General features: G+C 69.9%; 21 protein-coding genes and 1 tRNA gene. 13 read left to right on the top strand and 9 right to left on the bottom strand.

What is annotated here, in order from left to right; genetic code table 11:
- Positions 1–28: 28 nt before the first annotated feature.
- Positions 29–2,377 (bottom strand): winged helix-turn-helix domain-containing protein, encoded by a 2,349-nt coding sequence (locus OD750_RS23980; protein ID WP_263545225.1) that lies wholly within the window; start codon positions 2,375–2,377, stop codon positions 29–31.
- A gap of 73 nt (positions 2,378–2,450) precedes the next feature.
- Here OD750_RS23980 and OD750_RS23975 point away from each other — a divergent pair, with 73 nt between their 5' ends.
- The 3 genes from OD750_RS23975 (at position 2,451) to OD750_RS23965 (ending at position 4,991) form a co-directional block, all read left to right on the top strand.
- Positions 2,451–3,185 carry an alpha/beta hydrolase gene (locus OD750_RS23975; RefSeq protein ID WP_263545224.1) on the top strand — a complete coding sequence of 245 codons (735 nt, stop codon included), beginning with the start codon at positions 2,451–2,453 and terminating at the stop codon, positions 3,183–3,185.
- A 100-nt stretch (positions 3,186–3,285) separates the two neighbouring features.
- Positions 3,286–3,864 carry a glycine zipper 2TM domain-containing protein gene (locus OD750_RS23970; protein ID WP_263545223.1) on the top strand — a complete coding sequence of 193 codons (579 nt, stop codon included), beginning with the start codon at positions 3,286–3,288 and terminating at the stop codon, positions 3,862–3,864.
- 200 nt (positions 3,865–4,064) lie between these two features.
- A complete protein-coding gene (locus OD750_RS23965; protein ID WP_263545222.1) occupies positions 4,065–4,991 on the top strand; it encodes a hypothetical protein in 927 nt (308 codons plus the stop codon).
- A 176-nt stretch (positions 4,992–5,167) separates the two neighbouring features.
- Here OD750_RS23965 and OD750_RS23960 read toward each other — a convergent pair whose 3' ends face one another.
- Positions 5,168–6,820, bottom strand: a complete 1,653-nt coding sequence (locus OD750_RS23960) for a M28 family metallopeptidase (RefSeq protein ID WP_425508258.1) — start codon at positions 6,818–6,820, stop codon at positions 5,168–5,170.
- A 185-nt stretch (positions 6,821–7,005) separates the two neighbouring features.
- Here OD750_RS23960 and OD750_RS23955 point away from each other — a divergent pair, with 185 nt between their 5' ends.
- Positions 7,006–7,767 carry a hypothetical protein gene (locus OD750_RS23955; protein WP_263545221.1) on the top strand — a complete coding sequence of 254 codons (762 nt, stop codon included), beginning with the start codon at positions 7,006–7,008 and terminating at the stop codon, positions 7,765–7,767.
- Between the two features lie 24 nt (positions 7,768–7,791).
- Here the strand turns inward: OD750_RS23955 and OD750_RS23950 are convergent, their stop codons facing one another.
- The 4 genes from OD750_RS23950 to OD750_RS23935 all read right to left on the bottom strand — a co-directional run bounded on the left by OD750_RS23950 (position 7,792) and on the right by OD750_RS23935 (position 13,184).
- A complete protein-coding gene (locus OD750_RS23950) occupies positions 7,792–10,041 on the bottom strand; it encodes a xanthine dehydrogenase family protein molybdopterin-binding subunit (RefSeq protein WP_263545220.1) in 2,250 nt (749 codons plus the stop codon).
- Entirely contained in the window at positions 10,038–10,568 is a 531-nt protein-coding gene (locus OD750_RS23945) for a (2Fe-2S)-binding protein (protein WP_263545219.1), read from the bottom strand. Before OD750_RS23945 ends, OD750_RS23950 begins: the two co-directional genes overlap by 4 nt.
- 111 nt (positions 10,569–10,679) lie before the next feature.
- Complete coding sequence (locus OD750_RS23940; protein WP_263545218.1) at positions 10,680–11,999, bottom strand: APC family permease; 1,320 nt, start codon at positions 11,997–11,999, stop codon at positions 10,680–10,682.
- 156 nt (positions 12,000–12,155) lie between these two features.
- A complete protein-coding gene (locus OD750_RS23935; RefSeq protein ID WP_263545217.1) occupies positions 12,156–13,184 on the bottom strand; it encodes an alpha/beta hydrolase in 1,029 nt (342 codons plus the stop codon).
- A 225-nt stretch (positions 13,185–13,409) separates the two neighbouring features.
- Here OD750_RS23935 and OD750_RS23930 point away from each other — a divergent pair, with 225 nt between their 5' ends.
- Entirely contained in the window at positions 13,410–15,065 is a 1,656-nt protein-coding gene (locus OD750_RS23930; protein WP_263545216.1) for an amidohydrolase, read from the top strand.
- A 53-nt stretch (positions 15,066–15,118) separates the two neighbouring features.
- Here OD750_RS23930 and OD750_RS23925 read toward each other — a convergent pair whose 3' ends face one another.
- Positions 15,119–15,868: a hypothetical protein gene (locus tag OD750_RS23925; protein ID WP_263545215.1), complete on the bottom strand. Its 750-nt coding sequence runs from the start codon at positions 15,866–15,868 to the stop codon at positions 15,119–15,121.
- Positions 15,869–16,255: 387 nt separating this feature from the next.
- Here OD750_RS23925 and OD750_RS23920 point away from each other — a divergent pair, with 387 nt between their 5' ends.
- The 4 genes from OD750_RS23920 to OD750_RS23905 all read left to right on the top strand — a co-directional run bounded on the left by OD750_RS23920 (position 16,256) and on the right by OD750_RS23905 (position 22,506).
- A complete protein-coding gene (locus OD750_RS23920; protein WP_263545214.1) occupies positions 16,256–18,856 on the top strand; it encodes a bifunctional aspartate kinase/diaminopimelate decarboxylase in 2,601 nt (866 codons plus the stop codon).
- A 92-nt stretch (positions 18,857–18,948) separates the two neighbouring features.
- Entirely contained in the window at positions 18,949–20,286 is a 1,338-nt protein-coding gene (gene murL, locus OD750_RS23915) for a UDP-N-acetyl-alpha-D-muramoyl-L-alanyl-L-glutamate epimerase (RefSeq protein ID WP_263545213.1), read from the top strand.
- Positions 20,273–21,640 carry a UDP-N-acetylmuramoyl-L-alanine--D-glutamate ligase gene (gene murD / locus OD750_RS23910; protein WP_263545212.1) on the top strand — a complete coding sequence of 456 codons (1,368 nt, stop codon included), beginning with the start codon at positions 20,273–20,275 and terminating at the stop codon, positions 21,638–21,640. Before murL ends, murD begins: the two co-directional genes overlap by 14 nt.
- 77 nt (positions 21,641–21,717) lie before the next feature.
- Positions 21,718–22,506: a dienelactone hydrolase family protein gene (locus OD750_RS23905; protein ID WP_263545211.1), complete on the top strand. Its 789-nt coding sequence runs from the start codon at positions 21,718–21,720 to the stop codon at positions 22,504–22,506.
- Here the strand turns inward: OD750_RS23905 and OD750_RS23900 are convergent.
- The gene (locus OD750_RS23900; protein ID WP_263545210.1) at positions 22,496–23,281 is read right to left on the bottom strand and encodes a helix-turn-helix transcriptional regulator; all 786 of its coding nucleotides are present in this window, start codon (positions 23,279–23,281) and stop codon (positions 22,496–22,498) included. The two genes, OD750_RS23905 and OD750_RS23900, sit on opposite strands and share 11 nt — an antisense overlap.
- A gap of 105 nt (positions 23,282–23,386) precedes the next feature.
- On the opposite strand from OD750_RS23900, the gene OD750_RS23895 reads away from it, so the two are divergent.
- A complete protein-coding gene (locus tag OD750_RS23895; RefSeq protein WP_263545209.1) occupies positions 23,387–24,796 on the top strand; it encodes an FAD-binding protein in 1,410 nt (469 codons plus the stop codon).
- Complete coding sequence (locus tag OD750_RS23890; protein WP_263545208.1) at positions 24,793–25,590, top strand: class I SAM-dependent methyltransferase; 798 nt, start codon at positions 24,793–24,795, stop codon at positions 25,588–25,590. Before OD750_RS23895 ends, OD750_RS23890 begins: the two co-directional genes overlap by 4 nt.
- Positions 25,591–25,683: 93 nt before the next feature.
- Here OD750_RS23890 and OD750_RS23885 read toward each other — a convergent pair.
- A tRNA-Arg gene (locus tag OD750_RS23885) sits at positions 25,684–25,760 on the bottom strand.
- 158 nt (positions 25,761–25,918) lie between these two features.
- Between OD750_RS23885 and OD750_RS23880 the strand changes: the two genes are divergently transcribed.
- Together OD750_RS23880 and sugE are read left to right on the top strand one after the other, a co-directional pair.
- Positions 25,919–26,425, top strand: coding sequence for a DUF1993 domain-containing protein (locus OD750_RS23880; RefSeq protein WP_263545207.1), 507 nt, complete (start codon positions 25,919–25,921; stop codon positions 26,423–26,425).
- A 150-nt stretch (positions 26,426–26,575) separates the two neighbouring features.
- The gene (sugE, locus tag OD750_RS23875) at positions 26,576–26,896 is read left to right on the top strand and encodes a quaternary ammonium compound efflux SMR transporter SugE (protein WP_263545206.1); all 321 of its coding nucleotides are present in this window, start codon (positions 26,576–26,578) and stop codon (positions 26,894–26,896) included.
- The last annotated feature ends 86 nt before the right edge of the window (positions 26,897–26,982 follow it).

Genomic DNA, 26,982 nt, shown 5'->3' with positions numbered 1-26,982 from the left:
CGAAGCGGAACTCCGTCACATTCGAGTGCTACGGCGACGACAGAGGCCGTGGCGGTTCGGCCAGTGCGGTCGGAATCGGGCGCTCGCCGGCGAGCCGGCGCGCCTTTTCCAGCGCCTCCTGCCAGCCGCGCTCGTCGCCTTGCGCCCAGTACGACCACACCTGCAGCATCGAACAGCCGTAGTCGGCGTCGGCCCAGCGCGCCACGCGCGCGATCACCGGCGCCGCCGCCGCGCGGTCGCCGGCTTCGAGCAGCGCGCCGCCGTAGCTCTGCACGACGGCGGCGAGGTCGATCGGGATGTTCGCGGCCTCCGCGTCGCTCAAGACCTTTTCGTACGCGGCGCGCGCCTCGTCGCGCCGGCCCGCGTGCCAGGCGAGCTCGGCCGCGGCGAGTTGCGCGTAGATCCGTGCCGACGGGTTGCCGTTCGCCTCGGCCCATTGCGTGAACTCGACGACGAGCGCGCGCGCCTCGTCCGCGCGTTCGAGCAGCAGCAGCGCGCGCAGTCGCAGCCGGCGCAGCTCGGCGAGTTCGCGCTCGAACTGTTCGCCCGGCAGCGTTTCGATGGCCGCGCTCGTCAACCGCAGCGCTTCGACCGTATCGCCGTCGGCGAACGCGAGCCGGGCGAGCACGGCCTGCGCGCGCGCCAGCGTGTCGGCTTCGGCGGTCGGATCGATTTCCTTCATCAGGCCGCCGAGCAGCGCGCGGGCTTCCATCAGACGGCCGCAGTGCGCGAGCACGTCGGCGCGCACGACCGCCATCTGGTGCCGCAGCGGCGGACTCGCGCTGCGGCCGGCCAGCGACCAGAACGCGTCGGCCGTCTGCATCGCGTCGGCGGGCGCGAGCGATTCGAGCTGCGCGCGGGCGAGGCCGATCAGCGTCGTGAGCTGTTCGTTGACCGCGCCGAACGCGGCGAAGCGCGCCGCGGCGCGGCGCAGCGCGGCGATCGCTTCGGGATAGCGCGCGCGCTCGACGTCGACGATGCCGAGGTTGGCGTCGACGCGCGCGACCCCGAGCGCGTCGCCGGCCGTCTCGAGCGTGACGCGCGCCTGCGCGAACGTCGCGAGCGCGGCGTCGAACTGACGCTGCGCGGCCTGCGTGATGCCGAGGCCGGTATAGGCCTGGCCCAGCGCGCGCGTTTCGTTCAGCGGTTTCAAGCGTTCCACCGCTTCGCCGTACCAGCGCTGCGCGTCGGCCATGCGGTTGCGCCGCACCGCGGCGGAGCCGAGGCCGTTCAGCACGAAGCCCCGCAGGCGCGGTTCGCGCGCGGGGTCGAGCCGGTCGAGCAGCGGCAGCAGGCGCCGGTCGAGCGATTCGTAGTCGCCGGCGCGAAAATCGATCTGCGCGCGGCGGTAGATCAGTTCCGCGTCGTCGTCGGGTGCCGCGATCGCAGCGATTTCGCGGCGCGCGGCGTCGACGTTGTCGGCGAGCATCGCCGCCTCGGCGCGCTGCAGGCGTTCGGCGCGCTGGTCGGGGGCGGCTTCGCCGTGCGCGGGCCCGACGATCTGGTCGAGCGCGAGCCGCGTCGCGTCGAGCACGTTTGCCGCATTCGCCTCGACGCGCTGCAGCGGCGCGTCGCCGGCGTGCGCGTCGATCCGCACCTGCCAGCGGCCGTCGATCAGGCGCGCGCGTGGCGCCAGCACGAGCGGCGCGCCGCTGTCCTGCGCGAGCCTGAGCGCGTCGCCGGTACCGTCGCGCCGCGCCAGCAGCACGAGCGTCGTTTCGCTCGGCAGCACCGCGCGGCCGCGCGCGCGCAGGCGCGATGCGGCGAAATCCATCACGCCCAGGCGCACCCACGCCCACTCCGGACCTTCCTCGACGTCGACAGGCAGCACGATCGCCGCGCCCTGTGCGTTCGCCCTGGCCGCGGCGGCGGGCGGCGGCGCGGCCGACGGCCACAGCGCGATGCCGAGCGAGGTCGCCGCGATCAGCGCGACGGCGGCGAGGGCCGGCCAGATGCGGCGCGGTCGCGGCGGCGCCGCGATCGCCGGCGGTTCGGCGGCGACGGGTGTCGCGGGCGCGACCGGTGCCGTCGTCTCCGCGACCGGTGCGGTGTCGTTCGTCAGCGTTTCGGTCGGCATCACCCAGCGATAGCCGAAGCGCGGCACGGTGCGGATCGCGTGCTGTTCGTTGCCGGTGTCGCCGACGGCACGGCGCGCGCGCAGGATCGTCTGTGCGAGCAGCGTGTCGGAAACGTCGGCCTTGCCCCACACCGCGGCGATCAGTTCGTCGCGGCCGACCGCGCGCTCGCGCTGTTCGATGAGATAGGCGAGGCATTCGAACGCGCGCGGCGGCAAAGCGACGAACGCGCCCGCGCAGCGCAGTTCGCGCGCCGCGGGATCGAGTTGGTAGTCGCCGAAATGATGGACGCGCGAGCGCATAACCGCGGCAGGGTAGCGTGCGCGTCCGATCCGCGCCATCGCATGAGGCGTTCGCGCCGCCGATAATCGCGCGATGCGAACGATCGAACGAGCGCCCGTACGCGATGCACTGCTGATCCACGGCGCGGGCGGCGGCGGCTGGGAGTGGAACGTGTGGCGCCATGCGCTCGGCGTCGCCGGCTGGCGCACGCAGGCGCCCGATCTGATGCCGACGCCGGCAGGAATCGCACGAACGCATCTGGCCGACTACGTCGATGCGATGCGCGCGTGCGCGTCTTCGCTGACGCGTCCGGTGCTGATCGGCGCGAGTCTCGGCGGTCTCGTCGCGGCGATGGTCGCGCGCGACATCGATGCCTCGGCGCTCGTGCTCGTCAATCCCGTGCCGCCGCTCGGCTTCGCCGCCGCGCCGACCGCGCCCGACGCGCGCGCGGTCGTGCCGTGGGGCACGGCGCGGTCGTGGCGCGGCACCGTGCGTGCGATGCCCGATGCGGACGAACCCGCCCGGCTGTACGCGTTCCGGCGCTGGCGCGACGAGTCGGGCGCGGTACTGCGCGAGGCGCGCGCGGGCGTCGCGGTCGCGCCGCCGGCGTGTCCGGTGCTCGTGATCGCGAGCGGTCGCGACGACGACGTGCCGGTCGGCGCGAGCGTCGCGCTCGCGCATGCCTGGGGCGCGACGCTCGTCGAATTGCCCGAGGCGAGCCATGTCGGGCCGTTGCTGGGGCGTTGTGCGTACGACGTCGCACTCAGAGCTGCCGACTGGTTGGCAAAATCCACTTTGCAGTTAGTTACAAGCGCAACCCGCAGCTGAATGAACGCGCGGCAACCGCCGGAATTAACTGGTAATTCAGTCCGCGGAGCCTACTTTGATCGCCACGCAAGCGGGCATTGGGCTCGCAGGAGGCGTCAGTATGAAGCGTATCCACACCACCCTGGCTTTGGCGGCGGGCCTTGCGTTCGCCGGCTCCGCGATGGCGTGGCAGGACGGCTACTACAGCCGCGGCCGCGACGTCGGGTACGACTGGGCGACCGTCGTCGACGTCGATCCCATCGTCGAGAGCAATCGCCGTCCGGTCAGCCGCGACGTGTGCTATGACGAACCGGTCGATCGCTACGTTCCGGGCTATACCGCGCGCCGCGACTCCACCGGTTCGACGCTGCTCGGCGCCGTGATCGGCGGCGCGCTCGGCAACCAGGTCGGCAAGGGCGACGGCCGCAAGGCCGCGACGATCGCCGGCGCGCTGATCGGCGGTTCGATCGGCCACGACCGCGCGCGTCGCGACGGCGGCTACTACGAGACGAGCGGCTACTACGAGACCGACTACCGCACGCGCTGCCGCACGCAGACCGAATATCGCGGCAGCGACGAAGTGGTCGGCTACGACGTCACGTACCGCTACGAGGGCCGCACCTACCACACGACGATGGACCACCATCCGGGCAACCGCCTGCGGGTTCGCGTCGACAGCGATGTGACACCGGCCGAGTAACGTCGGCCGCACTACGGCGGCACTCCAACGGCCGCCGGCCCGGTATCGGGATGATGCCGGCTTCGGGACTACGGGCACCTTCGGGTGCCCGTATTTTTTTCGAGTGTGGAATATTCGTGGAAATATTCATTCGCGGCGCCGGTTAGCCGCGATTTAGCCGCGCTCGGCTAAGCTCCCCCGACTTCCCGCGGTCGCCCTCCATGTCCTCGCAGCCGGTTTCGTCTCTCCGCGACAGCGAGCCTGCGGGCGCGCCGGGCGATCCTGCGCGGACCGCGGCGCTGGCGCTGCCGTTCGACTATGAAGGCCGCGCCTGGCTGCGCAGCGTGCGCTGGCGCCGGCCGCCGTACGACCGCCGCGGCATTGCCGTCGCGTTCGTCGTCGCATTGCTGCTGCATCTGATCGGGCTGTGGTTCGTGCGCGACTGGATGCGGCTCAGGGTCGCGCCGGAAGACCGCAGCGACGTGATCGTCGTGAGCCTCGTCGAGCCGGTCGAGCCGGTGCTGTCGCCGCCGCCGCCGATCGACGAAGTCGAACCGCTTCAAGTATCCGCGCCGACGCCGGCACGGCCGTCGGCGCGCCGCGCGCCGCCGCGCACGAATCGCGCACCGGCGACGCCGGCCGCGCCCGTTGCCGATTCGACGCCGCAAGTGCGGCTGTACGCGCCCGACGGCCGGCTCGACCTGCCCAAGCTCGAGGCCGAACCCGCGATGGGGCCGTTCTTCGAGTTCCGCGCGCCGAAGGTCGTGGCCTCGCCGATCCTGCGTCACGACTCGCCGTTGCCGTATACGGCGACGAAGTTCGAAGAATACTGGCCGTCCGACGACGAAACGCTGCTCGACGAATTCATCCGGCGCAACATCGTCAGCAAGACCATGCGCACGAAGGACGGCGGCCAGATCACGTGCACGTGGGTGCTGTTCATTGGCGGCTGCGGGTTCGGTTACGCACCGCCGAACCCGGAGGGTCTGAAGAAGCTGCGGTTCGAGGCGCCGCTGAAGGCCGTGACCGTGCGGCGTGCGGAGCAGGCGGCTGCTGCGGCTGCGGCGGCGGAAGAGACGCCGCCGGTGTTGAATCTCAACCTGCCGGTGCCGGAAGAGAAACCCGTCGAGGGTGACGGGTTTCGTTAAATATTCAACGAAATATCAAAACGTAAGGAGGATGGCTCCTCTCCCCCAACTGCGGTTGGGGGAGAGGTCGGGTGAGGGGGATGACGCCGGAATTTGCGTCGAGTTCGACGAATTGCGACGCGTCGCCCCCTCACCCAACCCTCTCCCCCAGGCAAGCCTGGGGGAGAGGGCTCTCGTCACTTCCGCTGCGCCGCCGTCGCATCGCGCGCCGCGCGGAACTCCGAGTTCGCATCCCAATTCGGCCAGCGCGTGGAATTGGCGAGATCGGCGCCCACCGCGTGCAGCACCTGCAGGTCGCGCACGAGGCCCGTGAACGGCCAGCTCGCCTCCCATTCGTCGGCCGGCTGGTGATAGCGGTCGGCCGTGTACGCGTCTTCGGCCTTCTTGCCCGCTTCGACACCGCCGTCGATCCAGTCGTCGCCCGAGCCGTACGAAATCGCCGGCACGCCGCGCTTGGCGAACGGGAAGTGATCGGAGCGGAAGAAATGGCCCGCCTCCGGCTTCGGGTCCGTTTCGTAGGCGAGATTCCACTTTTTCGCCGTTTCCACGAGTTGGTCGAGCAGTTCCTGCTTGGCGCTGCCCGACGTCGTGAAGTTGCGCGTCGGGCCGTACGGGCTCAGCGCGTCGACGTTGAGCACCGCCACGGTGCTGGCGAGCGGGTAGAGCGGATTGGCCGAGTAGTATTCCGAACCGAGCAGGCCCTTTTCTTCGGCCGTCACCGCGAGGAACACGATCGAGCGTTCCGGCTTCGGGCCCTTTGCGAACGCGCGGCCGAGTTCGATCAGCGACGCGATGCCGGTCGCGTTGTCGACCGCGCCGTTGTAGATCTTGTCGCCCTTCGCGTCGGGCGCGCCGACGCCCAGATGATCCCAGTGGCCGCTGTAGACGATCGTTTCGTCCGGACGCTTCGTGCCCTCGAGCCGGCCCACGACGTTGTGCGACGTGATGACTTCGCGGTTGACCGCGTAGTTCGCCGACAGCGTCGCGTCCTTGAGCACCACGGGTTTGAACTCGCGCGTCTGCGCCTGCTTCTTGAGCGCGTCGAAATCCAGGCCGCTCTTTTTGAACAGGTCGACCGCGAAGTCGCGCTGGATCCAGCCTTCGAACGCCGGATGCGCCGCGGCGGGCTTGTCGCGCACGATGTCGAACATCGTGTTCGTGTTCGAGTTTTTCACCGTCGCCCACCCGTACGAGGCCGGCGCGGTTTCGTGCACGATCAGGAGGCCCTTGGCGCCCTGGCGCGCGGCTTCCTCGTACTTGTACGTCCACCGGCCGTAGTACGTCATCGCCTTGCCGCCGAAGTCGCCCTTGCCGGTCTCGAAATCGGGATCGTTGATCAGCACGATCGCGATCTTGCCCTTGAGGTCGACGCCCTTGAAGTCGTCCCAGTTGCGCTCCGGCGCCTTGACGCCGTAGCCCGCGAACACGAGCGGCACGTCTTCGAACGACACTTGCGCCGAGCCGTCCTGCGCCGCGCGCACGGCGATCTCTTCGCCCTGCTTGAGCAGCTGCTCCATGCCGCCGGCTTTCAGTTCGAGCTTGATCGGACCCTGGATCTCCGAGCGCGCGAGCGGCACGGCCTGCGTCCATTCGCGCTTGCCGTTCTTGAGATCGCCGCCGGGCGCGAGACCCACTGCCTTGAACTGGGCGCTCAGGTATTCGACGGTCTTGGTTTCGCCCGCGGTCGCCGGGCCGCGGCCCTCGAACGCGTCGGACGACAGGGTTTTGACTTCTTCGGACAACAGCTTCGGATCGATCGCGGGGCCGTCCGCGGCCTGAGCGCACGGAACCAGCGATACGAGCAGCAATGGCGCGAGATAAGACTTCACGACGAATCGCCTCACGGGGTGGGGACGGCCATGGTAGACCGCCGTCGCGCCGCGCGCGACGCCCTCTCGCGGCACTTGACCTTCGCGCGATCGGCGCAACACCGCTGGCTTCGCTGTCTCGTTCGTGACCGCGCGAACGGCGTGCGGCTATTTCATGCAACGGTGCCGACTACACTTGGCGGCGCATGTCCTCGAATTCGACCGCCAGCGCCGCCGCGCGTCACGCCGACCCGCACCATGCCGACCCCGCCGTCGCGGCCGGTCGCGTGCTGCCGGCGCGGCGCCAGTTGCTGCACGAGATCCGCTGGCGCCCGCCCGAGATCGATCGCCGGCGCATGCGCATCGCGCTCGCGATCGCGCTCGTCGCGCAGATCGTGCTGATGCTGCTCACGCGCGAGTGGATGCGACCGCCCGCGTTCGGCGATCGTCATGCGAGCGGCGTCGTGCAGGTGCGCCTGATCGAACTGCCGCCGCCGCCCGATGTCGCCGAAACCGCCGTACACGAATTGCCGCCGCTCGCCGTGACCGCGCCGCCGGCCGGCACCGCGCGCAACGCGCCGGCGCCGCCGAGGCCCGAACGCGCCGCGCGGCCGGTCGCGCCGCCCGCACCGGGCGAGGGTGCCGAGGCGGTCGTCGAAACGCCAGCGGCGCCGACGCTGTACAACGCCGACGGCTCGCTGAAGATCGCGCCGCGGCTGGCCCTGCCCGCGCCGCCGCGCGATCCGATCGAGCGCGGCAAGCTCGCGGCGCGCGAGTTGTCGCAGCGCGGCCACAACGTCGTGCGCTGCAAGCCGACGCGCTTTGCGCGCGCCTACAGCCCGGACGAAAGCGCCGGTGCGGAATTCGCGCGCAAATACGGCGCGTACGTGGGCCTGTACAACGCGCATACGGCGAAGGAAACGGCCGATCGCGCGATGGAGGCGGTCGAGAACTGCGACGCGGAATAGTCGCGGCTCCCGACCGGTGCGTCGTCAAAGTTTGCGCCGCAGCTCCGGCAGAATCGGCAGCTCGCGCACGCGCACGGTCGTCGCCGCGTAGATCGCGTTGGCAAGCGCAGGCGCCACGGTCGGCACGCCCATTTCGCCGGCGCCGGCCGGCTCGCGCTCGCTCGGCACGACGATCACTTCGACGTCGTTCGGCATCTGCGCCATGCGGCCGATGGGATAGTCGGCAAAACTGGATTGTTGTACCTGACCGTCCTTGACCGTGATCGCAAGGTTCAGCGCGGTCGAGATGCCGTCGATCGTGCCGCCGATCATCATCGCCTCGACGCCGAGCGGATTGACCACGCGGCCGACGTCGGTGACGCACACCGCGCGATGGATCTTCAGGTCGCTGCCGTCGACCGACACTTCGAACGCATGCGCCGTGTAGCCGCCGAACGTGAAGTGGCAGGCGATACCGACGCCGCGGCCGTCGGTGCGCCTGCGCTTCCAGTCGATCGCGTCGGCGCAGCGGCGCAGCACTTCGGCCAGACGGCCGGTGTCGAACTTCGGGCCGCCATGGCCGCGGTAGTCGATCTCGCGCGGCTCGCCGAGCAGCGCCAGGCGCAGCGCGACGGCGTCCTGCTTCGTTTCTATCGCGATCTCGTCGATGAAGCTTTCGGTCGCGAACGCCTGGAACGTGTGCGACGGCGCGCGCCACCAGCCGCGCGGCATGCCCGACTCGAGCGTGAAGAAGCGCTTGTCGAAATTCGCGACGAGGCCGGCCGGAAACGCGTCGGCGTCGAGGACGCTCGTGTTCGCCGGGCGTTCCCTGAGCGAGGCGTTGCGGTAGGCGACGGGCGTCGCCGCGCACAGGTGGGTGAAACCGATCACCTGGTTCTTGCGGTCGAGGTTGGCTTCGAGCCGGTGCACGCCGAACGGACGGTAGAAGTCGTGGCGCAGGTCGTCGTCGCGCGACCACATGAGCTTGACCGGCTTGCCGACCTTCTTCGCCACCATCACCGCTTCGGCGACGTAGTCGTTCTTGAGCCGCCGGCCGAAACCGCCGCCGGCGCGCGTCATGCGGATCTCGATGTTCTCGCGCGCAAGGCCGGTGAGATCGGCGATCGTCGTCGACGCGTCGTCGGGGTCCTGCAGCGACGCGACGAGCAGTGCGCGGTCGGGTTCGAGCTTGATCAGCGCGTGCGGCGGTTCCATCGTCGCGTGAGCGAGAAATGGAACCGTATACTTTGCGTTCAGCGTGCGCCTGGCCGCCTTGCGCGTCTTGGCCATGTCGCCGTCGGCGCGCAGCGAGAGGCCTTCGCCCTTGAGCGCCTCTTCGGCCGCCGCGGCGAGCCGCGCGGTCGATTCCTCGGCCCACGGGCCGGGCTTCCATTCGATCTTGAGTTTGCTGCGCGCCTTGAGCGCGGCCCAGGTGTTCGCCGCGACGACGACGACGCCGGCCGCGAGATTCGTATTGAACGCCGAGCCCGGCACCGGGCCTTCGATGGCAAACACGTCGACGACGCCGTCGACCTTGCGCGCCTGCGCGTCGTCGAACGACGCGAGCGAGCCGTCCAGGTGCGGGCAGCGCACGATCGCGGCGACGAGCGCGCCGCCGACGTACGCGTCGATGCCGTACTGCGCCTTGCCGGTGACGATCGCGCGCGCGTCGACGGTCTTGGCCGGCTTGCCGATGATGCGGAATTCTTCGGGCTTCTTGAGCGGCACGGCCTCGGCCGGCGGCAGGATCGCCGCGGCGCGTTCGACCAGTTCGGCGTACGGCATGCGCGAGCCGTCGGGGTGGATCACGTGACTGGCTTCGGTCGTGATGCGCTCGCGCGGCAGCTGCCACTGCTGCGCGGCCGCCTCGATCAGCAGCCAGCGCGCGACCGCGCCGACCTGGCGCAGGTCCTTCCAGCCGTTCGGTATGCTCGTGGAACCGCCTGCGCCTTGTTCGCCGTAGCGGTTGCGCGGTCCGTCGACGCCGATTTCGTAGCCGTACGGCAGTTGTTCGACGCGCACGCGATTCCAGTCGGCGTCGAGTTCCTCGGCGATCAGCATCGGCAGCGACGTCATGACGCCCTGGCCGATTTCGCAGCCGCGCGCGCCGACGACGATGCGGTTGTTGCGTTCGATGCGCACGAACGCGCCGAGCGATGTGAGCGCTTCGCCGAGCATGTCCATCGGCACCTTCGGCGGCGGGCCGGCGAGCGCCGGGCGCAGGCCGACGACGAGCGCGCCGCTCGCGGTGAGCATGACGCTGACGAATTGGCGCCGCGACAGTTTCGCGCTCACGACTTGGCTCCGGCGATGAGTTCGGCCGCGCGCTTGACCGCCTTGCGGATGCGCGGGTACGTGCCGCAGCGGCACAGGTTGGTCAGGCTCGCGATGTCGGCGTCGGACGGCTGCGCCTTGCGCTTCAAAAGATCGACCGCCGCCATGATCTGGCCAGCCTGGCAATAGCCGCACTGCGGCACGTCGTGTTCGATCCACGCCTGCTGCACGGCGTGCAGGTCGTCGGGTCCGGCGATGCCTTCGATCGTCGTGATCGACTGGTTGGCGAGCGCCGCCATCGGGATCAGGCACGCGCGCGTGGCCTTGCCGTCGAGGTGCACGGTGCAGGCGCCGCACTGGCCGACGCCGCAGCCGTACTTCGTGCCGGTCAGGCGCAGTACGTCGCGCAGGTACCACAGGAGCGGCATTTCAGGATCGCCCGTGTGGCGGAATTTCTCGCCGTTGATGGTGAGTTCGATCGGGCCGGTCGCCGCCGCGGGGGCGGCCGGCGCCGGCTCCTTGCCGGCTTTGTTCTGGGGGTCGCGCATGGGCTTGCTCCGCGGGTCAGAAGCGGATTGTCGCACGGCGCCGCGGCCGCTGTGGACCGGGGCGACGGTGCCGCGGCGGCGTCCGCGCGACGCGGCTTTGTTTACAAAGTGCTATGCGCGAACGCCGAAGCGGCGCCACGCGTAGTACACCGGCACGCCGGCCGCGATGATGGCGAGGCCGATCAGCGTGTCGCGCGGCTTGGCGATCGCGCTGGAGGCCACGACCCACCCGACCGCGGCGATGAAGGCGACCGGCAGCAGCGGAAACCCCGGCGCCCGGAACACGCCGTCGGCGCCTTCGCGGCGGCGGTAGTAGAACAGCGTCGCGCCGACCATCGCCGCGCCGATCCAGTCGCCGACGGTCGCGTAGTCGAGGAGCTGCCCGTATGTGCCCGACAGCGTCAGGATCACGGCCCAGCCGGCGAGTCCGAACAGCGCGATATCGGGCGAGCGGTGCTTTTCGTGAATGTGCGCGGCGCCGCGGAAGAACACGCCGTCGGCACCCATCACCTGGAACACGCGCGCGCCGGACAGGAGCGCGATATTGCAGAACCCGAACGTCGAGATCGCGATGCCCGCGGCGATGAGGTTCGCGCCGGTCGGGCCGAACGCGCGCTGCATGAGTTCGGCGGCCGGCGCCGTGCTCGCGGCGAGGCCGGCGTGGCCGAGCGCGTGCAGGTAGGCGAAGTTCGCGACGAGATAGCACGCGGTGCACGCGAGCATGCCGAGCACGAGCGCGCGCGGGATGCTGCGCTGCGGATCGCGGATCTCGCCGGCGATGTTGTTGATATACGACCAGCCGCTGTACGCGAACAGCACCGGCAGCATCGCGTTGCCGAAGTTCGCCTGCGTGTCGAGCGCGCGCCCGACGTTCGCGCCGTCGCCGACGCCGGTGAGCGCGAGGCCCGCGACGACGACCGCGACCACCGCCGCGAGCTTGAGCACCGTGAACACGTTCTGCACGAGCGCGCCGGCGCGGATGCCGTAGTAGTTGATGCCGGCCAGCAGCACGATCGCGCCGACCGCGACCGGCGGCACGAGGTTGGTATTGTCCGGCAGGCCCGCGAGGCGGCATGCGTACGTCGCGAACATCGTCGCCACCGCGGCGATCGAACCGGAATAGTTGACCAGCAGCATGATCCAGCCGAACAGGAACGCGACGAGCGGCCCGAACGCTTCGCGCAGGTAGACGTAGCCGCCGCCGGCCTGCGGGCGCCGCGCGCCGAGTTCGGCGAAGATGAACGCGCCGGCCAGCGCGAACAGGCCGCCGACGCCCCACGCGAGCGTGGTCATGCCGGCCGATTCGGTGCGCGACGCGACCGCCGCGGGATTCAGAAAGATGCCCGCGCCGATGATGCCGCCGACCACGACCATCGTCGCGTCGAACACGCCCAGCCGGCGCGCATAGCCGGTCTTGCCCGTTTCGCTCATCGTTACCCCCTGTTGATGCGGCGGAGCATGGCCGAGCGGTCGCGCGTTTGGCAATCTCGCCGCGTCGACCGGTTCGAAGCGCTGTCGTCGCGCGGATCGGGGCTTGGCGCAAGGGCCCTGGCCGAGCCACGAAACGCAGTCGGCACGAACGGACGGTCAGTCTGCGCCGGCCGATGCGGCCTTTCGAGGCAATACGCCGATTTCATGCAGCCAGGCTTCCAGCAGAGCAGGCCAGCTGGCGCCGACAGGGTGTTCCATGCGGCGCAGTCCAAAGGCATGGCCGCCTTTCGCAAAGAGATGAACCTCGCTGGGAACGCCGGCGGCGTTGAGCGCCCGCGCGTATATCGTGCTGTTGCAGACAGGGTCGACACCGTCATCCCAGGCCTGCAGCAGGAAGGTGGGGGGTGTGTTCTTCGAAACCTTGATCGAAGATTCCAGCACATCGCCGTCTCGGCAGAGGTGGCCCGGATAGAACGCGACGGCGAAATCGGGGCGACTGCTGAGTTTGTCCGCCGAATCGACCTCGGTGTAGGCGGGCTCGACGATGTTGCTGGTTTGCGCGACCAGAAATCCGCCTGCCGAGAATCCCATGACGCCGATCTTGGTCGGGTCGAGGCCAAGGTCGTGCGCCCTGGATCGAACGAGTTTGATCGTTCGCTGCGCATCTTGAAGCGGATAGCACGGGCATTCGTCGGGCCAATGATGGTTTTCCCGGGCCGGAACGCGATACTTCAGAAGTACGCAGGTAATGCCTTTCGCGGCGATCCAGTTGCAGATCTCCGTGCCTTGCTTCGTAACGACCACGGCCCTGAATCCCCCGCCCGGGAACACGATGATTGCCGCGCCGGTGTTGCGTCCCTTGGGCGGAAATACGGTCATTGTCGGAACCGAAACATCCCAGGCCGCCTCGGACGTCGATCCTTCCAGCGCATCCGGCGTCCGAGCGATCTCGACTCTCTCTTGCGCGGTCGCGCGAGCATCGTTGTCGGGCGCGGCGCCCGGCCAGATCGGAGACTGTTTCAAGCCGTGAGGCGGTTGCCAGGGCCCTTGCGCCCAGGTGCTTTCGTCGTTCGCTTTGCTCGGGTCGACAACGGCGCCATCGGCGGGTCGAGATTGTCCGGCGACGGCCATTCCCCCGGCCGTTGCGGCAAGAACGAAAGCAAGCGCTATGGCTTTGTTCAACATGCATGGCTTCCCGGGTGGCTCGCCGCGGTCCCATTGCGCTTGCCTTCGGGTGGAGTATGACCCGGATTCGACAAAGCGATGCCGCACCGGCGGGTTGCCGTTCGCCGATCATCCGTCGCGCGACTTTTTCGGGATCCGTGCCATGCCGCGCGCGGCTCCGTCGGAATCTTGCGCGGCGGCGCGCAGCGGGCCACAGTGCGGCCTTTCGCCTGCCGGAGTCCGCTCATGCCGCATCGATTGCTGTACGCCGCGCTGTTGTCCTTGGGCTGGGCCGGCGCCGCGAACGCGGCCGGCGTGCTGGTCAACGCGAAAATCCACACGATGGACGCGACCAGGCCCGCCGCGACGGCGCTCGCGTGGGATGACGCCGGCCGGGTCGTTGCCGTCGGTTCACGCGAGGAAGTCGTCGCGAAATATCCTGACGCCACGCCGATCGACGCCGACGGCGCGACGGTCGTGCCCGGCCTCATCGACGCGCATGCGCACGTGCTCGGCCTCGGTCTTTCGCTGCTCAACGCCGACCTGCGCGGCACGCGCTCGAAGGCGCAGATCATCGAGCGCCTGCAGGCGCATGCGAAGCAGTTGCCGCCGCAGGCGTGGATCGTCGGCCGCGGCTGGGACCAGAACGCGTGGGAGCGCAAGGAATTTCCGACCGCGCTCGATCTTGACGCCGCGTTTCCCGACCGCCCGGTGTCGCTCGAACGCATCGACGGCCATGCGACGTGGATCAATACGGCCGCGATGCACAAGATCGGCCGGTCGCTCGACGGCGACTGGCAGCCCGACGGCGGACGCATCGTGCGCGCCGACGGCAAGGCCACCGGCGTGCTGATCGACGGCGCGTCGGCGCTCGCCGACGGCGCGATGCCGGCGCCCGACGCCGAGCTCAAGCGCAAGGCCTACCGCCTCGCGTTCGCCGATCTCGTCGCCAACGGCATCACCGGCGTGCACGACGCCGGCGTGAGCCTCGACGATCTCGACGTGCTGCGCGGCCTCGCCGACGCCGGCGAGCTGCCGCTGCGCATCTACACGATGGCCGACGCCGACCACGCCGCGCTCGGCGCCCTGTGCAGGAACGGCCTGTACGCGCACGCGTCGGGACGTCTGTCGATGCGCGCGGTGAAGCTCTACATCGACGGCGCGCTCGGCAGCCGCGGCGCCGCGCTGCTCGCCGACTACAGCGACGATCCCGGCAACCGCGGCATTCTCGTCACGTCGCCGGAGGAACTCGCCCGCATCGTGCGCAAGGCCAAGGGCTGCGGCGTGCAGGTGGCCACGCACGCGATCGGCGACCGCGGCAACCGCCTCGTGCTCGACGCCTATGCCGCCGCGCTCGGCGACGACGCGAAAACCGATCACCGCTGGCGCATCGAACACGCGCAGGTCGTCGATCTCGCCGACATTCCGCGCTTCGCGCAACTGAAGCTCACCGCGTCGATGCAGCCGACCCACGCGACGAGCGACATGCCGTGGGCGCAGGCCCGGCTCGGCGAGAAGCGCCTCGCCGGCGCGTACGCGTGGCAGCGTTTCGTCAAGGCCGGCGTACCGCTCGCGCTCGGCTCCGATTTTCCGGTCGAAAAGGTGAGCCCGCTGCTCGGCCTGTACGCGGCGATCACGCGCGAAGATCTCGACGGCAAGCCGGCCGGCGGCTGGCTGCCGCAGCAACGGCTCACGCGCGAGCAGGCGCTGGCCGGCTTCACGCGCGATGCGGCAAAAGCGCAATTTGCGGAAAAGGAACTCGGTGCTCTGGCGCCCGGAATGCGCGCCGACTTCGTGCTGCTCGACGCCGATCCGCTGACCGCGCCGGAGGCGAAGCTGCCGGCGCTGAAAATCGTCGCCACCTATGTCGACGGACGCGTCGCCGGGCGCGGGACACCCTGAAAAAAGCTGCCGGAATCGCGCCTCGGACCAGGGGACTCCGGCAGTTGGGGGAGTCAGATCGGATCGTTGAAACCGTCGTCGAAAATCGCGTCGGTGCGGCAGTCGACCTTGGCCGACGCGCTCGACACCACGAGGCTCACATGCGTCGGCTGGCCGAGCAGATCGAGCAGGTCCAGTTCAACATGCGCGGCGTTGACGTCCAGTGAAGTCACGATCGCGCCGTCGCCGCTCGCGAGCTGTTCGTTGAGGCGGATCATCGCCGACGCGATGCCGGCGGTCGGCGGCACGGTGACGTTGAAGTTCGGCGGAATCGGATTCGGCAGCGCGCCGAGCGGTACGGGCAGGCCGAGTACGCTGAGCGTCAGGCTGCCGATCGACGTCGTGCCGGTGTCGAGCAGGCCGCCGGCCGGGCAGCCGCCGGCGACGCTTGCGCTCGCGTCGACATCGGTGAGCGCGAGCGACACGAGACCTGCGACGCTGACGCCCGCATTGTCCGTCTGCGCGGTCGACGTGTTGTTCACCGCGCCGCCGACGTTCGACCAGCTCGTCGTCACGGTCAGCGCGCCGGCGCTGATGCCGCCCGTGTTGACGAGCGGCAGCGCGTCGTTGTGCGAGAAGCCGGCCGACGCGTGCGCCGATACGTACGGCATCGGCGCGACGTCGGCGACCGGCGTGCCGAGCAGCGTGATCGTCGAGTCGACGCCCGCCGCGGCCGATCGCGCGCGCGGCGTTCCCGCGACGGCGCTCGCGCTCGCGACGACGAGAACGGTTGCGATCGCCAGACGATAGTGGATTGCTTTCATGACGGCTCCCCCGAAGCGGCGTTTTCACATCTGTGAAAACGTTATGCGACTGAATTTGTGCGCAAAGTAGCTGCCAGAACTGACAGGATAGGAAATGACGCGGGCTTCACGCGGTGCGCTCCACAGTGCCGACGTTGCGTCGCCGGTGCGTGAAATTCCGCCCGCGATTGCAAATCGGACAGGTCTCTTCGTCGCGTATTGAATGAAAATTCATAGCAATTTTCATTGTGCGGCGTGTTCCTCGCGCCCGCGTTTCGCCAGATTTCGGCCCCTGGCCCGGCCCGCCGGCCGGCGAGGCTTATGCACCGGCGCTCGTTGCGTTCTGCTGCAGTGCAAGAAAGAATGCGCCGGCGCCGATCCGGCGCCACCGCACGATCGAGGAGTCCCGTGAATCCCGTTGATCCGGCGCTTAACGCGCACGCCGGCTGGATCGTCGTCAAGTTTGGCGGCACCAGCGTTTCCACGCGTCCCCGCTGGGACACCATCCGCCGCATCGCCGCCGACTGGCGCGCGCGCGGAAAACGCGTGCTGATCGTGGTTTCGGCGCTGTCGGGCATCACGGACAAACTCAAAGCCATCGCCGAGTCGAAAGGCGACGCGGCGCGCCGCGCGAGCGTGCGCGACGAGATCGTCGCGCGGCACGAAGCGATGTTCGCCGAACTCGGCCTCGTCGACCGCGCGACATTGCAGTACTGGCTCGACCGCCTCGCCGCGCTCGCGGCCGACCCGCGCGCCGAAAACGGCGCACTGCCGTGGCAGGCCGAAGTGCTCGCGCTCGGCGAGCAGTTGTCGAGCACGCTCGGCGTCGCGTACCTCACCGCGCAGGGTCTGGCCACGCGCTGGCTCGACGCGCGCGAACACCTGCTCGCGCAGGCGCTGCCGAATCAGACCGAGTGGGGCCGCTATCTCTCGGCATCGGTGCCGACCGCGCCCGATCCGGCGATGGCCGCGCGCCTCGCCGCGCTCGGCGACGTGTTCATCTCGCAGGGTTTCATGGCGCGCAACGCGGCCGGCGAAACGGCGATCCTCGGCCGCGGCGGCTCCGATACGTCGGCGGCGTACTTCGGCGCGCTGCTCAAAGCCGAAAAAGTAGAAATCTGGACCGACGTCGCCGGCATGTTTTCGGCCAATCCGCGCATCGTGCCGGCCGCGCGCCTGCTGTCGCGGCTCGACTACGAGGAAGCGCAGGAAATCGCGACGACCGGCGCCAAGGTATTGCATCCGCGATGCCTGAATCCCGTGCGCGAGGCGCACGTGCCGCTCGCGGTGCGCGATACGAACCGGCCCGAATTGCCCGGCACCGAAATCGGCGCGACGGTCGGCGCCGCGGCGCCGAGCGTCAAGGCGATCAGCGAACGGCGCGGCATCACCCTGATCTCGATGGAGTCGATCGGCATGTGGCAGCAGGTCGGCTTTCTCGCCGACGTGTTCGAGCGCTTCAAGCGCCACGGCCTGTCCATCGATCTGATCAGTTCGGCCGAAACGAACGTCACCGTGTCGCTCGACCCGTCGGAAAACCTCGTCACGACCGACGTGCTGGCCGCGCTCGCGGCGGATCTCGCCGAAGTGTGCCGCGTCAAGGTGATCGCGCCGTGCGCGGCGATCACGCTCGTCGGCCGCGGCATGCGCTCGCTGCTGCCGCGCCTGGCCGGCGTGCTCGCCGAATTCGACATGCTGCGCGTGCATCTGGTGACGCAGTCGTCGAACAATCTCAACCTCACGATCGTCGTCGACGAAGCGGCGGCCGACGGCCTCGTGCCGACGCTGCACGCGGGGCTCGTCAAGGCCGAGGCGCTGCGCGCCGAAGACCCGGCGGTGTTCGGCCCGGCGTGGAGCGAGCTGTACGCCGCCGCGCAGGCGCCGCGCGCGACGCCGTGGTGGCGCGCGCGCCGCGACGAACTCGTCGCGCTCGGATCGAGCGGCGGTCCGCGCTACGTCTACGATCTGGCGACCGTGCGCGAACGCGCACGCGCGCTGCGCGCGTTCGCGGCGCCCGACCGCTGGTTCTACGCGCTCAAGGCGAACAGCCATCCGGCCGTGCTGCGCGCGATCGCCGACGAAGGCTTCGGGCTCGAGTGCGTGTCGCTGCCCGAGCTCGAGCGCGCCGGCGACATCGTCGGCGGCGAGCGCCTGTTGTTCACGCCGAACTTCGCCGCGCGCGACGAATACGAAGCGGCGCTCGCGCGCGGCGCGTTCGTCACGCTCGACAACCTGCATCCGCTGGAACACTGGGGCGAGTCGTTCGCGGGCCGCGACGTGATCCTGCGCGTGGACCTCGGCGTCGGCCGCGGCCATCACGACAAGGTGCGCACCGGCGGCGCCGGTTCCAAGTTCGGCCTCGATCTGTCGCAGGTCGACACGTTCCGCGAGCTGGCGCGGCGCCACGGCGCGCGCGTGACCGGCCTGCACGCCCACCTCGGCTCCGGCATTCTCGACGCGGCGCACTGGCGCGAGGTGTACGCGCAGCTCGCCGCGCTCGCGCAGCGCTTTTCGCGCATCGAATCGATCAATATCGGCGGCGGCCTGGGCGTGCCGGCGCGGCATGACGAAGCGCCGCTCGATCTCGCCGCGCTCGACGCGGCGCTGGCCGAGATCAAGCGCGCGTACCCGCAGTTCGCGCTGTGGCTCGAACCGGGACGCTATCTCGTCGCCGACGCCGGCGTGCTGCTCGCGCGCGTGACGCAGACCAAGCGCAAGGGCGACTATCGCTACGTCGGGCTCGACGCCGGCATGAACGCGCTGATCCGCCCCGCGCTGTACGAGGCGTGGCACGACATCGCGAACCTCAGCCGCCTCGACGATCCGGCCGACACGCTGTACCAGGTCGTTGGACCGATCTGCGAATCGGGCGACGTGCTCGGCACGAACCGGCGCCTGCCGGAATGCCGCGAAGGCGACGTCGTCGTCGTCGCTCAGGCTGGCGCCTACGGCGCGGTGATGGCGTCGCACTACAATCTGCGCGAACCGGCGCAGGAGATCGTATGGTGACGCCGCGCCGTGCGCATCCGGCGTCCGCGCGCGCTACGGGACGATGCCGTGACCGCTAGAATTCCCACTTCCGCGTCGCAAGGAGCTTCGTGATGTCGTTCGACCCGCGCCAGTCGCGGCATTTCCGTTTCGTCCGCGCCGACTACGCCGACGGGCAGGCGCAACTCGTCTACGCGTTCGACGGCGGCGTCGAACTCGTCGAGCGTGTGATCTTTCCCGGCGCGCCGGCGATCGCGCCCGCGCGCCGCGCGGCGTTCGACGCCGCGCTGAAGCTGCTGCATCTCGTCGCCGGCGTCAGCTACTACAAGGCCGGCGTGCCGGAAGCGATCGTCGTCGACGCCGGATCGCTCGACGATGCGACGGCCGATCTCCTCGACGAGCTGTACTTCCACGGCCTCGGCGAATTCGCGTACCACAACAAGCTCGATCTCGCCGGCCGCATCCGCTTTCCGCGCGGCGCGTCGGCGCCCGCGCCGGCCGCGGCGATCGGCTTGCCGCCGCGCAGCCTCGTGCCGGTCGGCGGCGGCAAGGATTCGCTGGTCAGTGTGGAACTGTTGAAAACGCTGCATGAAGACGCGACCGCCGCGTGGGTCGGCCTGTCGCCGCTGATCGCCGCGTGCGTCGAGCGCACGGGCCTGCCGGGGTTGAACGTCGAGCGGCGGCTCGCGCCGGAATTGTTCGAGTACAACAAGCTCGGCGCATGGAACGGGCACATCCCGGTCACCGCGATCAATTCGGCGATCCTCGCGCTCGCCGCCGTGCTGTACGGCTACGACGCCGTGGTGTTTTCGAACGAGCGCTCGGCGTCGAGCGCGACGCTCGAATACGCGGGGCAGGCGGTCAACCACCAGTGGAGCAAGGGCTGGGAATTCGAGCGCCGCTTCGCCGCGTACCTGCGCTCGCACGTCGCGGCCGACCTTGCGTACTGCTCGCTGCTGCGACCGCTGTCGGAACTGGCGGTGACGAAGCTGTTCGCGCGGCAGACGCGCTACGACGACGTGTTTTCCAGCTGCAACCGCAACTTCAAGATCCTCGGGCCCAAGCCGGCCGACCGCTGGTGCGGACAATGTCCGAAATGCCATTTCGTGTTTCTGGCGCTCGCGCCGTTCGTGACCAAGCCGCGCCTGCTCGCGATCTTCGGGCGCAATCTGCTCGACGACGAAACGCAGACGGCCGGTTTCGACGCGCTGATGGAGTTTCGCGAACACAAGCCGTTCGAATGCGTCGGCGAAGGCCGCGAGTCGCGCGCCGCGATGCACGCGCTGTCGCTGCGCGCCGAGTGGCGCGAGGACGCGATCGTCGCGCGGTTCGTCGACGAGGTATTGCCGCAGCTCGACGCGGGCGAGATCGACCTCGCGTCGCAGCTCGCGCCGTCCGACGAGCACGGCATCGCGCCTCGCCTCGCCGGTGTCGTCGATGCGTATCGCTGATCTCGCCGGCCGGCGGGTCGCGATCTGGGGCTACGGCCGCGAGGGCAGGGCGGTGCTCGCCGCGTTGCGTCTGCGCCTGCCCGCGCTCAGGCCCACGCTGCTGTGCAGCGCCGCCGAGGCGAGCACCGCGCAGGCGCTGTACGGCGACACGATCGAATGCATCACCGCCGAGCCGTATGCGGGCCTTCTGTGGACCTTCGACGTCGTCGTCAAATCGCCGGGCGTCAGCGCGTACGCGCCGGCGCTCATTGACGCGGTCGCCGCCGGCGTCGCGGTCTCGTCGGGCACCGCGCTGTGGTTCGCCGAAAACCCCGACGCGCGCGTGATCGCCGTCACCGGCACGAAGGGCAAGAGCACGACGTCGGCGCTCGTCGCGCACCTCCTGCGCGGACTCGGGCAGCGCGTCGCGCTCGCCGGCAACATCGGCCTGCCGCTGCTCGAACTGATCGACACCGACGCGATCGTCGATCGCTGGGTTGTGGAATTGTCCAGTTTCCAGACGCGCGAGGCGGGCCCGCTCGACGTCGGCGTGATCAACAACGTCTACGAGGAACATCTCGACTGGCACGGCTCGCGCGAGCGCTACGTCGGCGACAAGCTCGCGCTCGCCGAACGCGCGCGCACGCTGGTCGTCAACGGCCTGCAGCCCGAACTCGCCGCGCGCACCGCGGCGCATCCGGATCGCCGCTGGTTCGGCACGCCGGACGGCTGGCACGTGGCCGACGGCCACGTCTGCCATGGCGGCGAACGCGCGCTGCCGCTCGCAGACCTTCCGCTGCCGGGCGAACACAACGCGCTGAACCTGTGTGCCGCGCTGACGGCGATCGAGGCCGCCGGCGGCGAGGCGCGCGCGGCGATCGCCCACGCGCGCACGTTCCGGCCGCTGCCGCATCGCCTGCAGCGCCTGGGCGAAGCGGGCGGCGTCGCGTTCGTCAACGACAGTATCTCCACGACACCGCAGGCGACGATCGAGGCGCTGCGCAGTCTCGAGGGCCGCGCGGTCAGCGTGCTCGTCGGCGGCTTCGACCGCGGACTCGACTGGCGCGAGTTCGCACGTTACGCCCGGGCGCATCCGCCGCACGCGGTGATCGCGCTCGGCGCGAACGGCGCGCGCATCGCGGCGCTCCTGGCCGAAGAAGCGCCTGCGCTGCGCGTCGAACGCTGCGCGACGCTCGGCGAAGCCGTGGCCGCGGCGCGTGCGGCGACGCCGGCCGGCGGCGTCGTGCTGCTGTCGCCCGGCGCGCCGAGTTTCGACCAGTTTCGCGACTACGCCGACCGCGGCCGTGCGTTCGCGCAACTCGCCGGATTCGATCCGCAGACGATCGCGGGCATCGACGGCATCGGAATCGCGTAACACGGCAAAGGTCGCGCTTGTGCGCGTCGCGGACCACGCGCGACACTTCGGGTTCCGTCAGTCCCTGGAGACGCCCGATGAAATCCGCCGCCTTCCTGTTTGCGTTCGCCGCGCTCGCGCTCGCCGGCAACGCACACGCCGCCGTCGTCACGAATAAGATCGAGTACGACGTCGACGGCGCGAAGATGCAGAGCGTGCTCGTCTACGACGACGCCGGCGCCAAGCGTCCGGGTCTCGTCATGGCGCCGAACTGGATGGGCCTGGGCGAAGACCAGGTGTCGAAAGCCGCGACGATCGCGGGCAAGGACTACGTGATCCTCGTGGCCGACGTCTACGGCGTCGGCAACTGGCCGAAGAATCCCGACGAGGCCGGCAAGGCGACCGAAAAGATGTACAAGGAGCGCAATGTGCTGCGCAAGCGCATCAACGCCGCGCTCGACCAGCTGAAAAAGCAGGCCGGCGGCGCGCCGCTCGACGGCAAGAACTGGGGCGCGATCGGCTTCTGCTTCGGCGGCGCCACGGCGCTCGATCTCGCGCGCAGCGGCGCCGACGTCGCCGGCGTCGCGACGTTCCATGCGAACCTCGCGAGCGACGACGTGACGATGGCGAAGAACATCAAGGGCAAGGTGCTCGTGATGAACGGCGGCGACGACAAGTTCGTGTCGCCCGAGTCGATCCAGACGTTCGAAAAGGAAATGCGCGACGCGAAGGTCGACTGGCAGTTCATCAACTACGGCGGCGCCGTGCACTGCTTCGCCGAGCCGGACGAGCAGGGCCGCATCCCCGGCTGCCTGTACAACGAACGCGCCGCGAAACGCTCGTTCGCGCAGATGCGCGCGTTCTTCGCCGACGTGTTCAAACCGTAAAGCGCGAAGCCCGCGGCGCGGCGCGTTTCGCGCGCCGCGCCGCATCGGGCTTGGCGATCGAAAACACCCACGGACGCGTCGCGAGCACCAGGCCGGTATTGCGCCGCGCGGCCGGCGGCAGCGACGCGTCGAGTTCGGCGAGTTCGAGAAATTCCTGCGCCAGCCGTTCGAGTCGGCGCCGGATCAGCGCCTGCGACGCGGCGCCCAGTTCGCGCGTTTCGAGAAACAGCATTTCGTCGGCGCCGTCGAAGCCGGCGTCGATGAACTCGCGCAGCGCCGCGTCGCCGTAGCGGCGCTGCACCGGTCCGTGCCGGCGCCAGGTGACGTTGCGCGGTACGGCGAGCCGCGCACGGTCGCCCGGTTCGAGCACGATCAGGCGCAGACGGTCGAGCCGCGCGAGCGCGCGGACCGACGCCGGCGCCGACAGGCCGTAGTGCGCGCGGATATCGGCCGTCTTCCAGCCCGCGAGCAACAAGTGGAAAACGAGCATCAGCGTCTCGTCGCCGGCGAGCGCCTGTTCCTGCGCGAGCGACAGCTGCGTCGCGCGTTCGCTGCGTTGCCGCGCGAGCTTGGCGAGGTCGAAGAAATCGAGATCGGCGAGCGCGCACACCTGCGCGAGCCGCTCGACCGAAAACCCGCCGCGCGAGAACAGTCGCTTGACCGACGGTTCGGACAATTCCAGCGCCTGCGCAACGGCGCGATAGGTGACCCCGCGGGCGCGCAGCGCGCGCTTCAGGGCATCGATGAGGAGGCGCGACGAATCGAGGGGCGGCATCGGCAGGCTCCGGACTTCGAGTATCGCCAGACGATACTTTCGTCGGAAGTGTTGCACGGCGAGCGGGCGCTGCGCATCGTCGCCGCGAACACCAGGAGCCGATCCATGACCATGCGACCGCCGTCCGTCGTTCTCAACGACCGCCACAGCGCGCTCAACGCCTCCGTGCCGCTCGCGCTGGAGCATCCCGCCGGCCTGCCGGCGATCCGGGAAGCCGTCGCGCGCGCCGCACGCGCCGGCGTGCCGCTCGCGATCGCCGGCGCGCGGCACGCGATGGGCGGGCAGCAGTTTTGCCACGGCGGCGTCGTGCTCGATCTCGAACGCCACGCGGCGGTGCGCGATTTCGATGCGGCGCGCGGTCTCGTCACCGTCGACGCCGGCATCCGCTGGCCGGCGCTGCAGGCGTGGCTCGCGCAGCGGCGCGACGCCGAGGGCCGCGGCTGGAGCATTCGCCAGAAGCAAAGCGGCGCGGACGACTTCAGCATCGGCGGCTCTCTCGCGGCGAACGCGCACGGACGCGGTCTCGACTTCGCGCCGCTCGTCGCCGACATCGAGCGGTTCCGGCTCGTGCTCGCGTCGGGCGACGCGATCGACGTCGACCGCGCGAGCGCGCCGGAACTCTTCGCCGCGGCGATCGGCGGCTACGGCCTGCTCGGCGTGGTCGATACCGCAACGTTGCGGCTCGTGCCGCGGTGCAAGCTCGAACGGCGTGTGCGCCTCGTCGACGTCGCCGACGTCGCGGTCGCGTTCGACGCCGAGATCGCGCAGGGCAGTCTGTACGGCGACTTCCAGTTCGCGGTCGATCCGCGCGACGGCGACTTCCTGCGCCGCGGCGTGTTCGCCTGCTACCGGCCGTTGCCGGACGACGCCGCGATGCCGCCGGTCGCGCACGCGCTCGACGAGGAACGCTGGCGCGCGCTGATGCGGCTCGCGCACGTGGACAAGCGCGAGGCGTTCGCGCGCTACGCGGCGTTCTATCTCGCCAGCGACGGCCAGCGCTACGCGTCGGACGATCATCAGTTCGGCCTGTATCCCGACGGCTATCACGCGGCGCTCGACGACGAGCTCGGCCATCGCGGTTCGGAGATGATCGGCGAGATGTACGTGCCGGCCGCGCAGCTGGCGACGTTCATGCATCGCGCCGCGGACGATCTGCGCGTGCACGGCGCCGACGTCGTCTACGGCACCGTGCGCCGCATCCGCGCCGACCGCGAAACGCTGCTGCCGTGGGCGCGCGACGACTTCCTGTGCGTCGTGTTCAACCTGCACGTGCGTCACGACGCCGCCGGCATCGCCGCCGCGCGCGACGATTTCCGGCGCCTGATCGACAACGCGCTGTCGCTGGGCGGCAGCTATTACCTGACCTACCACGGGTATGCGCGCGCCGACCAGGTGCGGCACGCCTATCCGCGGATCGACGAATTCTTCGCGTTGAAAAACCGCGTCGATCCGCAAGGCGTGTTCGCGAGCGACTGGTATCGGCGGCTGCGGGCGACGCTGGCGGGCGCGCCGTGAGCTTCAGCGCGACCGCGCGGCTCGTGGCGCTCGGCGTGCACGGCGAAGCGCGCGCCGGCCGCGCCCGCGACGTACCCGCGGCGACGCGCCGGCTGGCCGCGCGCGCGACGCCGGCGTGGCTGCGTTCGCGCACGGTCGAGGCGCTGCTGCGGCGATTCGAGGCGTGGCTGCTGCCCGGTATCGCGGCGCACTACGTCGCGCGCAAGAGCGTGTTGTGGCAGGCCGCGCAGCAGGCGGTCGCGGGCGGCGTCGAGCGCGTCGTCGTGCTCGCGCCGGGTTGCGACGGCATCGGACCTGCGCTGCGCGAGCTCGGCGTCGACGTCGTCGAGGTGGTGCATCCGCGCGAGGCGAGGGCGCGCGCGCAACTGGCGGCGCCGGAAGCGCCGGTCGCGCGCGTCATCGCCGATCTCGGCGCCGAAGCGGATGTCGTGCGACGCCTGGCCGACGATCCGCGACCGACGTTGTGGATCGCCGAGGCGGTGCTGATGTATCTCGCGCCGGCCGCGGCGCGCGCGCTGCTGCGCGGCGCGCGGTCGGCAACCGCGCCGCAAACCCTGCTGTTCACCGCGATGGCACCGCGCGCGGACGGCAGCGCGGGATTCGGCGATGCGTCGCCGTGGGTCGCGCGCTGGCTCGCGTCGGTGCGCGAGCCGTTCCGCTGGGCGCTCGCGCCGGACGCGCTGCGGCGCGTGCTGGCGCGCGCGGGGTTCGACGTGATCGACAGCGCGAACGAAACGGCGAGCCCCGAGTTTTGCGCCGGCGAGGCGATCTACGTCGCGCGTCGCAACCGCTGAGACGCGCCTGCGCAGAATGATCGGCGGGGCGCAGAAGCGCGCGCTCCCACTCCGTGTTTTGGGGCCGGCGTCGCCGGCCCTTTTTTCGCGATTTGGCGGCCCCGATACGATTCGAACGTACGACCTTCCCCTTAGGAGGGGGACGCTCTATCCAGCTGAGCTACGGGGCCTTGCGATGGCGCGCGAGATTCTACCCGGCGCCGCGCGGGGAAGCGACACGCGCCGCACGGCTTGAAATGCGCCGCGCACGCCTCATTGGCTGTTTCGCCACCGGTCGCCTCGCGTCCGTCGTGGCACAGTCCCCGCGCCTTCGCCTCGGAGTATCCCCATGTCGCTGTCGATTCACGCCACCGTCGTCAACACGATCACGCATATGTTCGACAGCCTGTCGGCGCTGCTCGACAGGGCCGAGGCCGACGCCGTCGCGCGCGGCTACGACGTTTCGGTGCTGCTCGGCTCGCGCCTGGCGCCCGACATGTTCCCGCTGTCGCGCCAGATCCAGTCGGCCAGCGATACCGCCAAGGCCACGGTCGGTCGCTTGGCCGGCGTCGAGATTCCGAGCTTTCCCGATACGGAGACGACGCTGCCGGAACTGCGCGAACGCATCCGCAAGACGGTGGATTTCGTCCGGAGCGTGCCCGCCTCGAGCTTCGAGGGGGCCGATGCGCGCGAGGTGATCGTCAAGGCGCGCGACCGCACCTTCACGTTCACGGGCGCCGACTATCTCGTGACCTGGGGGCTGCCGAATTTCTATTTCCACATTACTACCGCCTACGCGATCCTGCGCCACAACGGCGTGTCGATCGGCAAGCGCGACTATCTCGGCCTGAGCTGAGCGCCCGTCGACCTCCCCGGGACGCGTGACGCGCCCGGGGTTACACCCGATTCACGCGCCCGGCCGATAATAGGCGCCGGTGCCGGGACGACCCGGCGCGCACCATTAACCCCGTGAGGACGACCTCACTTCGCAAGAAGGAGCATCGTCATGGCGTGGTTCTATCTCATTCTGGCCGGCCTGTTCGAAATCGGCTGGGCGATCGGCCTCAAGCACACCTGCGGCTGGTCCCGTCTCGTTCCGTCGCTGCTGACGCTCGCGGCGATGGGGATCAGCTTCTGGCTGCTGTCGCTCGCGCTCAAGGAACTGCCGATCGGCACCGCCTACGCGATCTGGACCGGCATCGGCGCGGCCGGTACGGCGATTCTCGGCATCGTGTGGTTCGGCGAAGCCGCCACGGCGATTCGTCTGGCGTCGCTGGCGCTGATCGTGCTCGGCGTGCTCGGCCTCAAGTTCGCGTCCAACGGGTAGGCGATCCGGCCGGCTTCCGGAACCCGGACAAAAAAAAGCCCCGGCAATCCTGTCGGGGCTTAGAGTACGTTGGAGTGTTCCGAACT

It is taken from the genome of Tahibacter soli (assembly GCF_025717065.2).
GTDB lineage: Bacteria > Pseudomonadota > Gammaproteobacteria > Xanthomonadales > Rhodanobacteraceae > Tahibacter > Tahibacter soli.
Note: the sequence above shows the minus strand (reverse complement) of the source record. Positions and strands in the feature narration are given on the sequence as shown.

Coding starts and splice junctions, on each gene's coding strand:
- OD750_RS23905 (WP_263545211.1), top strand. CDS start 21,718: ATGAAATCCGCCGCCTTCCTGTTTGCGTTCGCCGCGCTCGCGCTCGCC.
- OD750_RS23880 (WP_263545207.1), top strand. CDS start 25,919: ATGTCGCTGTCGATTCACGCCACCGTCGTCAACACGATCACGCATATG.
- OD750_RS23935 (WP_263545217.1), bottom strand. CDS start 13,184: ATGTTGAACAAAGCCATAGCGCTTGCTTTCGTTCTTGCCGCAACGGCC.
- OD750_RS23965 (WP_263545222.1), top strand. CDS start 4,065: ATGTCCTCGCAGCCGGTTTCGTCTCTCCGCGACAGCGAGCCTGCGGGC.
- OD750_RS23975 (WP_263545224.1), top strand. CDS start 2,451: ATGCGAACGATCGAACGAGCGCCCGTACGCGATGCACTGCTGATCCAC.
- murL (WP_263545213.1), top strand. CDS start 18,949: ATGTCGTTCGACCCGCGCCAGTCGCGGCATTTCCGTTTCGTCCGCGCC.
- OD750_RS23955 (WP_263545221.1), top strand. CDS start 7,006: ATGTCCTCGAATTCGACCGCCAGCGCCGCCGCGCGTCACGCCGACCCG.
- murD (WP_263545212.1), top strand. CDS start 20,273: ATGCGTATCGCTGATCTCGCCGGCCGGCGGGTCGCGATCTGGGGCTAC.
- OD750_RS23980 (WP_263545225.1), bottom strand. CDS start 2,377: ATGCGCTCGCGCGTCCATCATTTCGGCGACTACCAACTCGATCCCGCG.
- sugE (WP_263545206.1), top strand. CDS start 26,576: ATGGCGTGGTTCTATCTCATTCTGGCCGGCCTGTTCGAAATCGGCTGG.
- OD750_RS23940 (WP_263545218.1), bottom strand. CDS start 11,999: ATGAGCGAAACGGGCAAGACCGGCTATGCGCGCCGGCTGGGCGTGTTC.
- OD750_RS23970 (WP_263545223.1), top strand. CDS start 3,286: ATGAAGCGTATCCACACCACCCTGGCTTTGGCGGCGGGCCTTGCGTTC.
- OD750_RS23895 (WP_263545209.1), top strand. CDS start 23,387: ATGACCATGCGACCGCCGTCCGTCGTTCTCAACGACCGCCACAGCGCG.
- OD750_RS23945 (WP_263545219.1), bottom strand. CDS start 10,568: ATGCGCGACCCCCAGAACAAAGCCGGCAAGGAGCCGGCGCCGGCCGCC.
- OD750_RS23900 (WP_263545210.1), bottom strand. CDS start 23,281: ATGCCGCCCCTCGATTCGTCGCGCCTCCTCATCGATGCCCTGAAGCGC.
- OD750_RS23925 (WP_263545215.1), bottom strand. CDS start 15,868: ATGAAAGCAATCCACTATCGTCTGGCGATCGCAACCGTTCTCGTCGTC.
- OD750_RS23930 (WP_263545216.1), top strand. CDS start 13,410: ATGCCGCATCGATTGCTGTACGCCGCGCTGTTGTCCTTGGGCTGGGCC.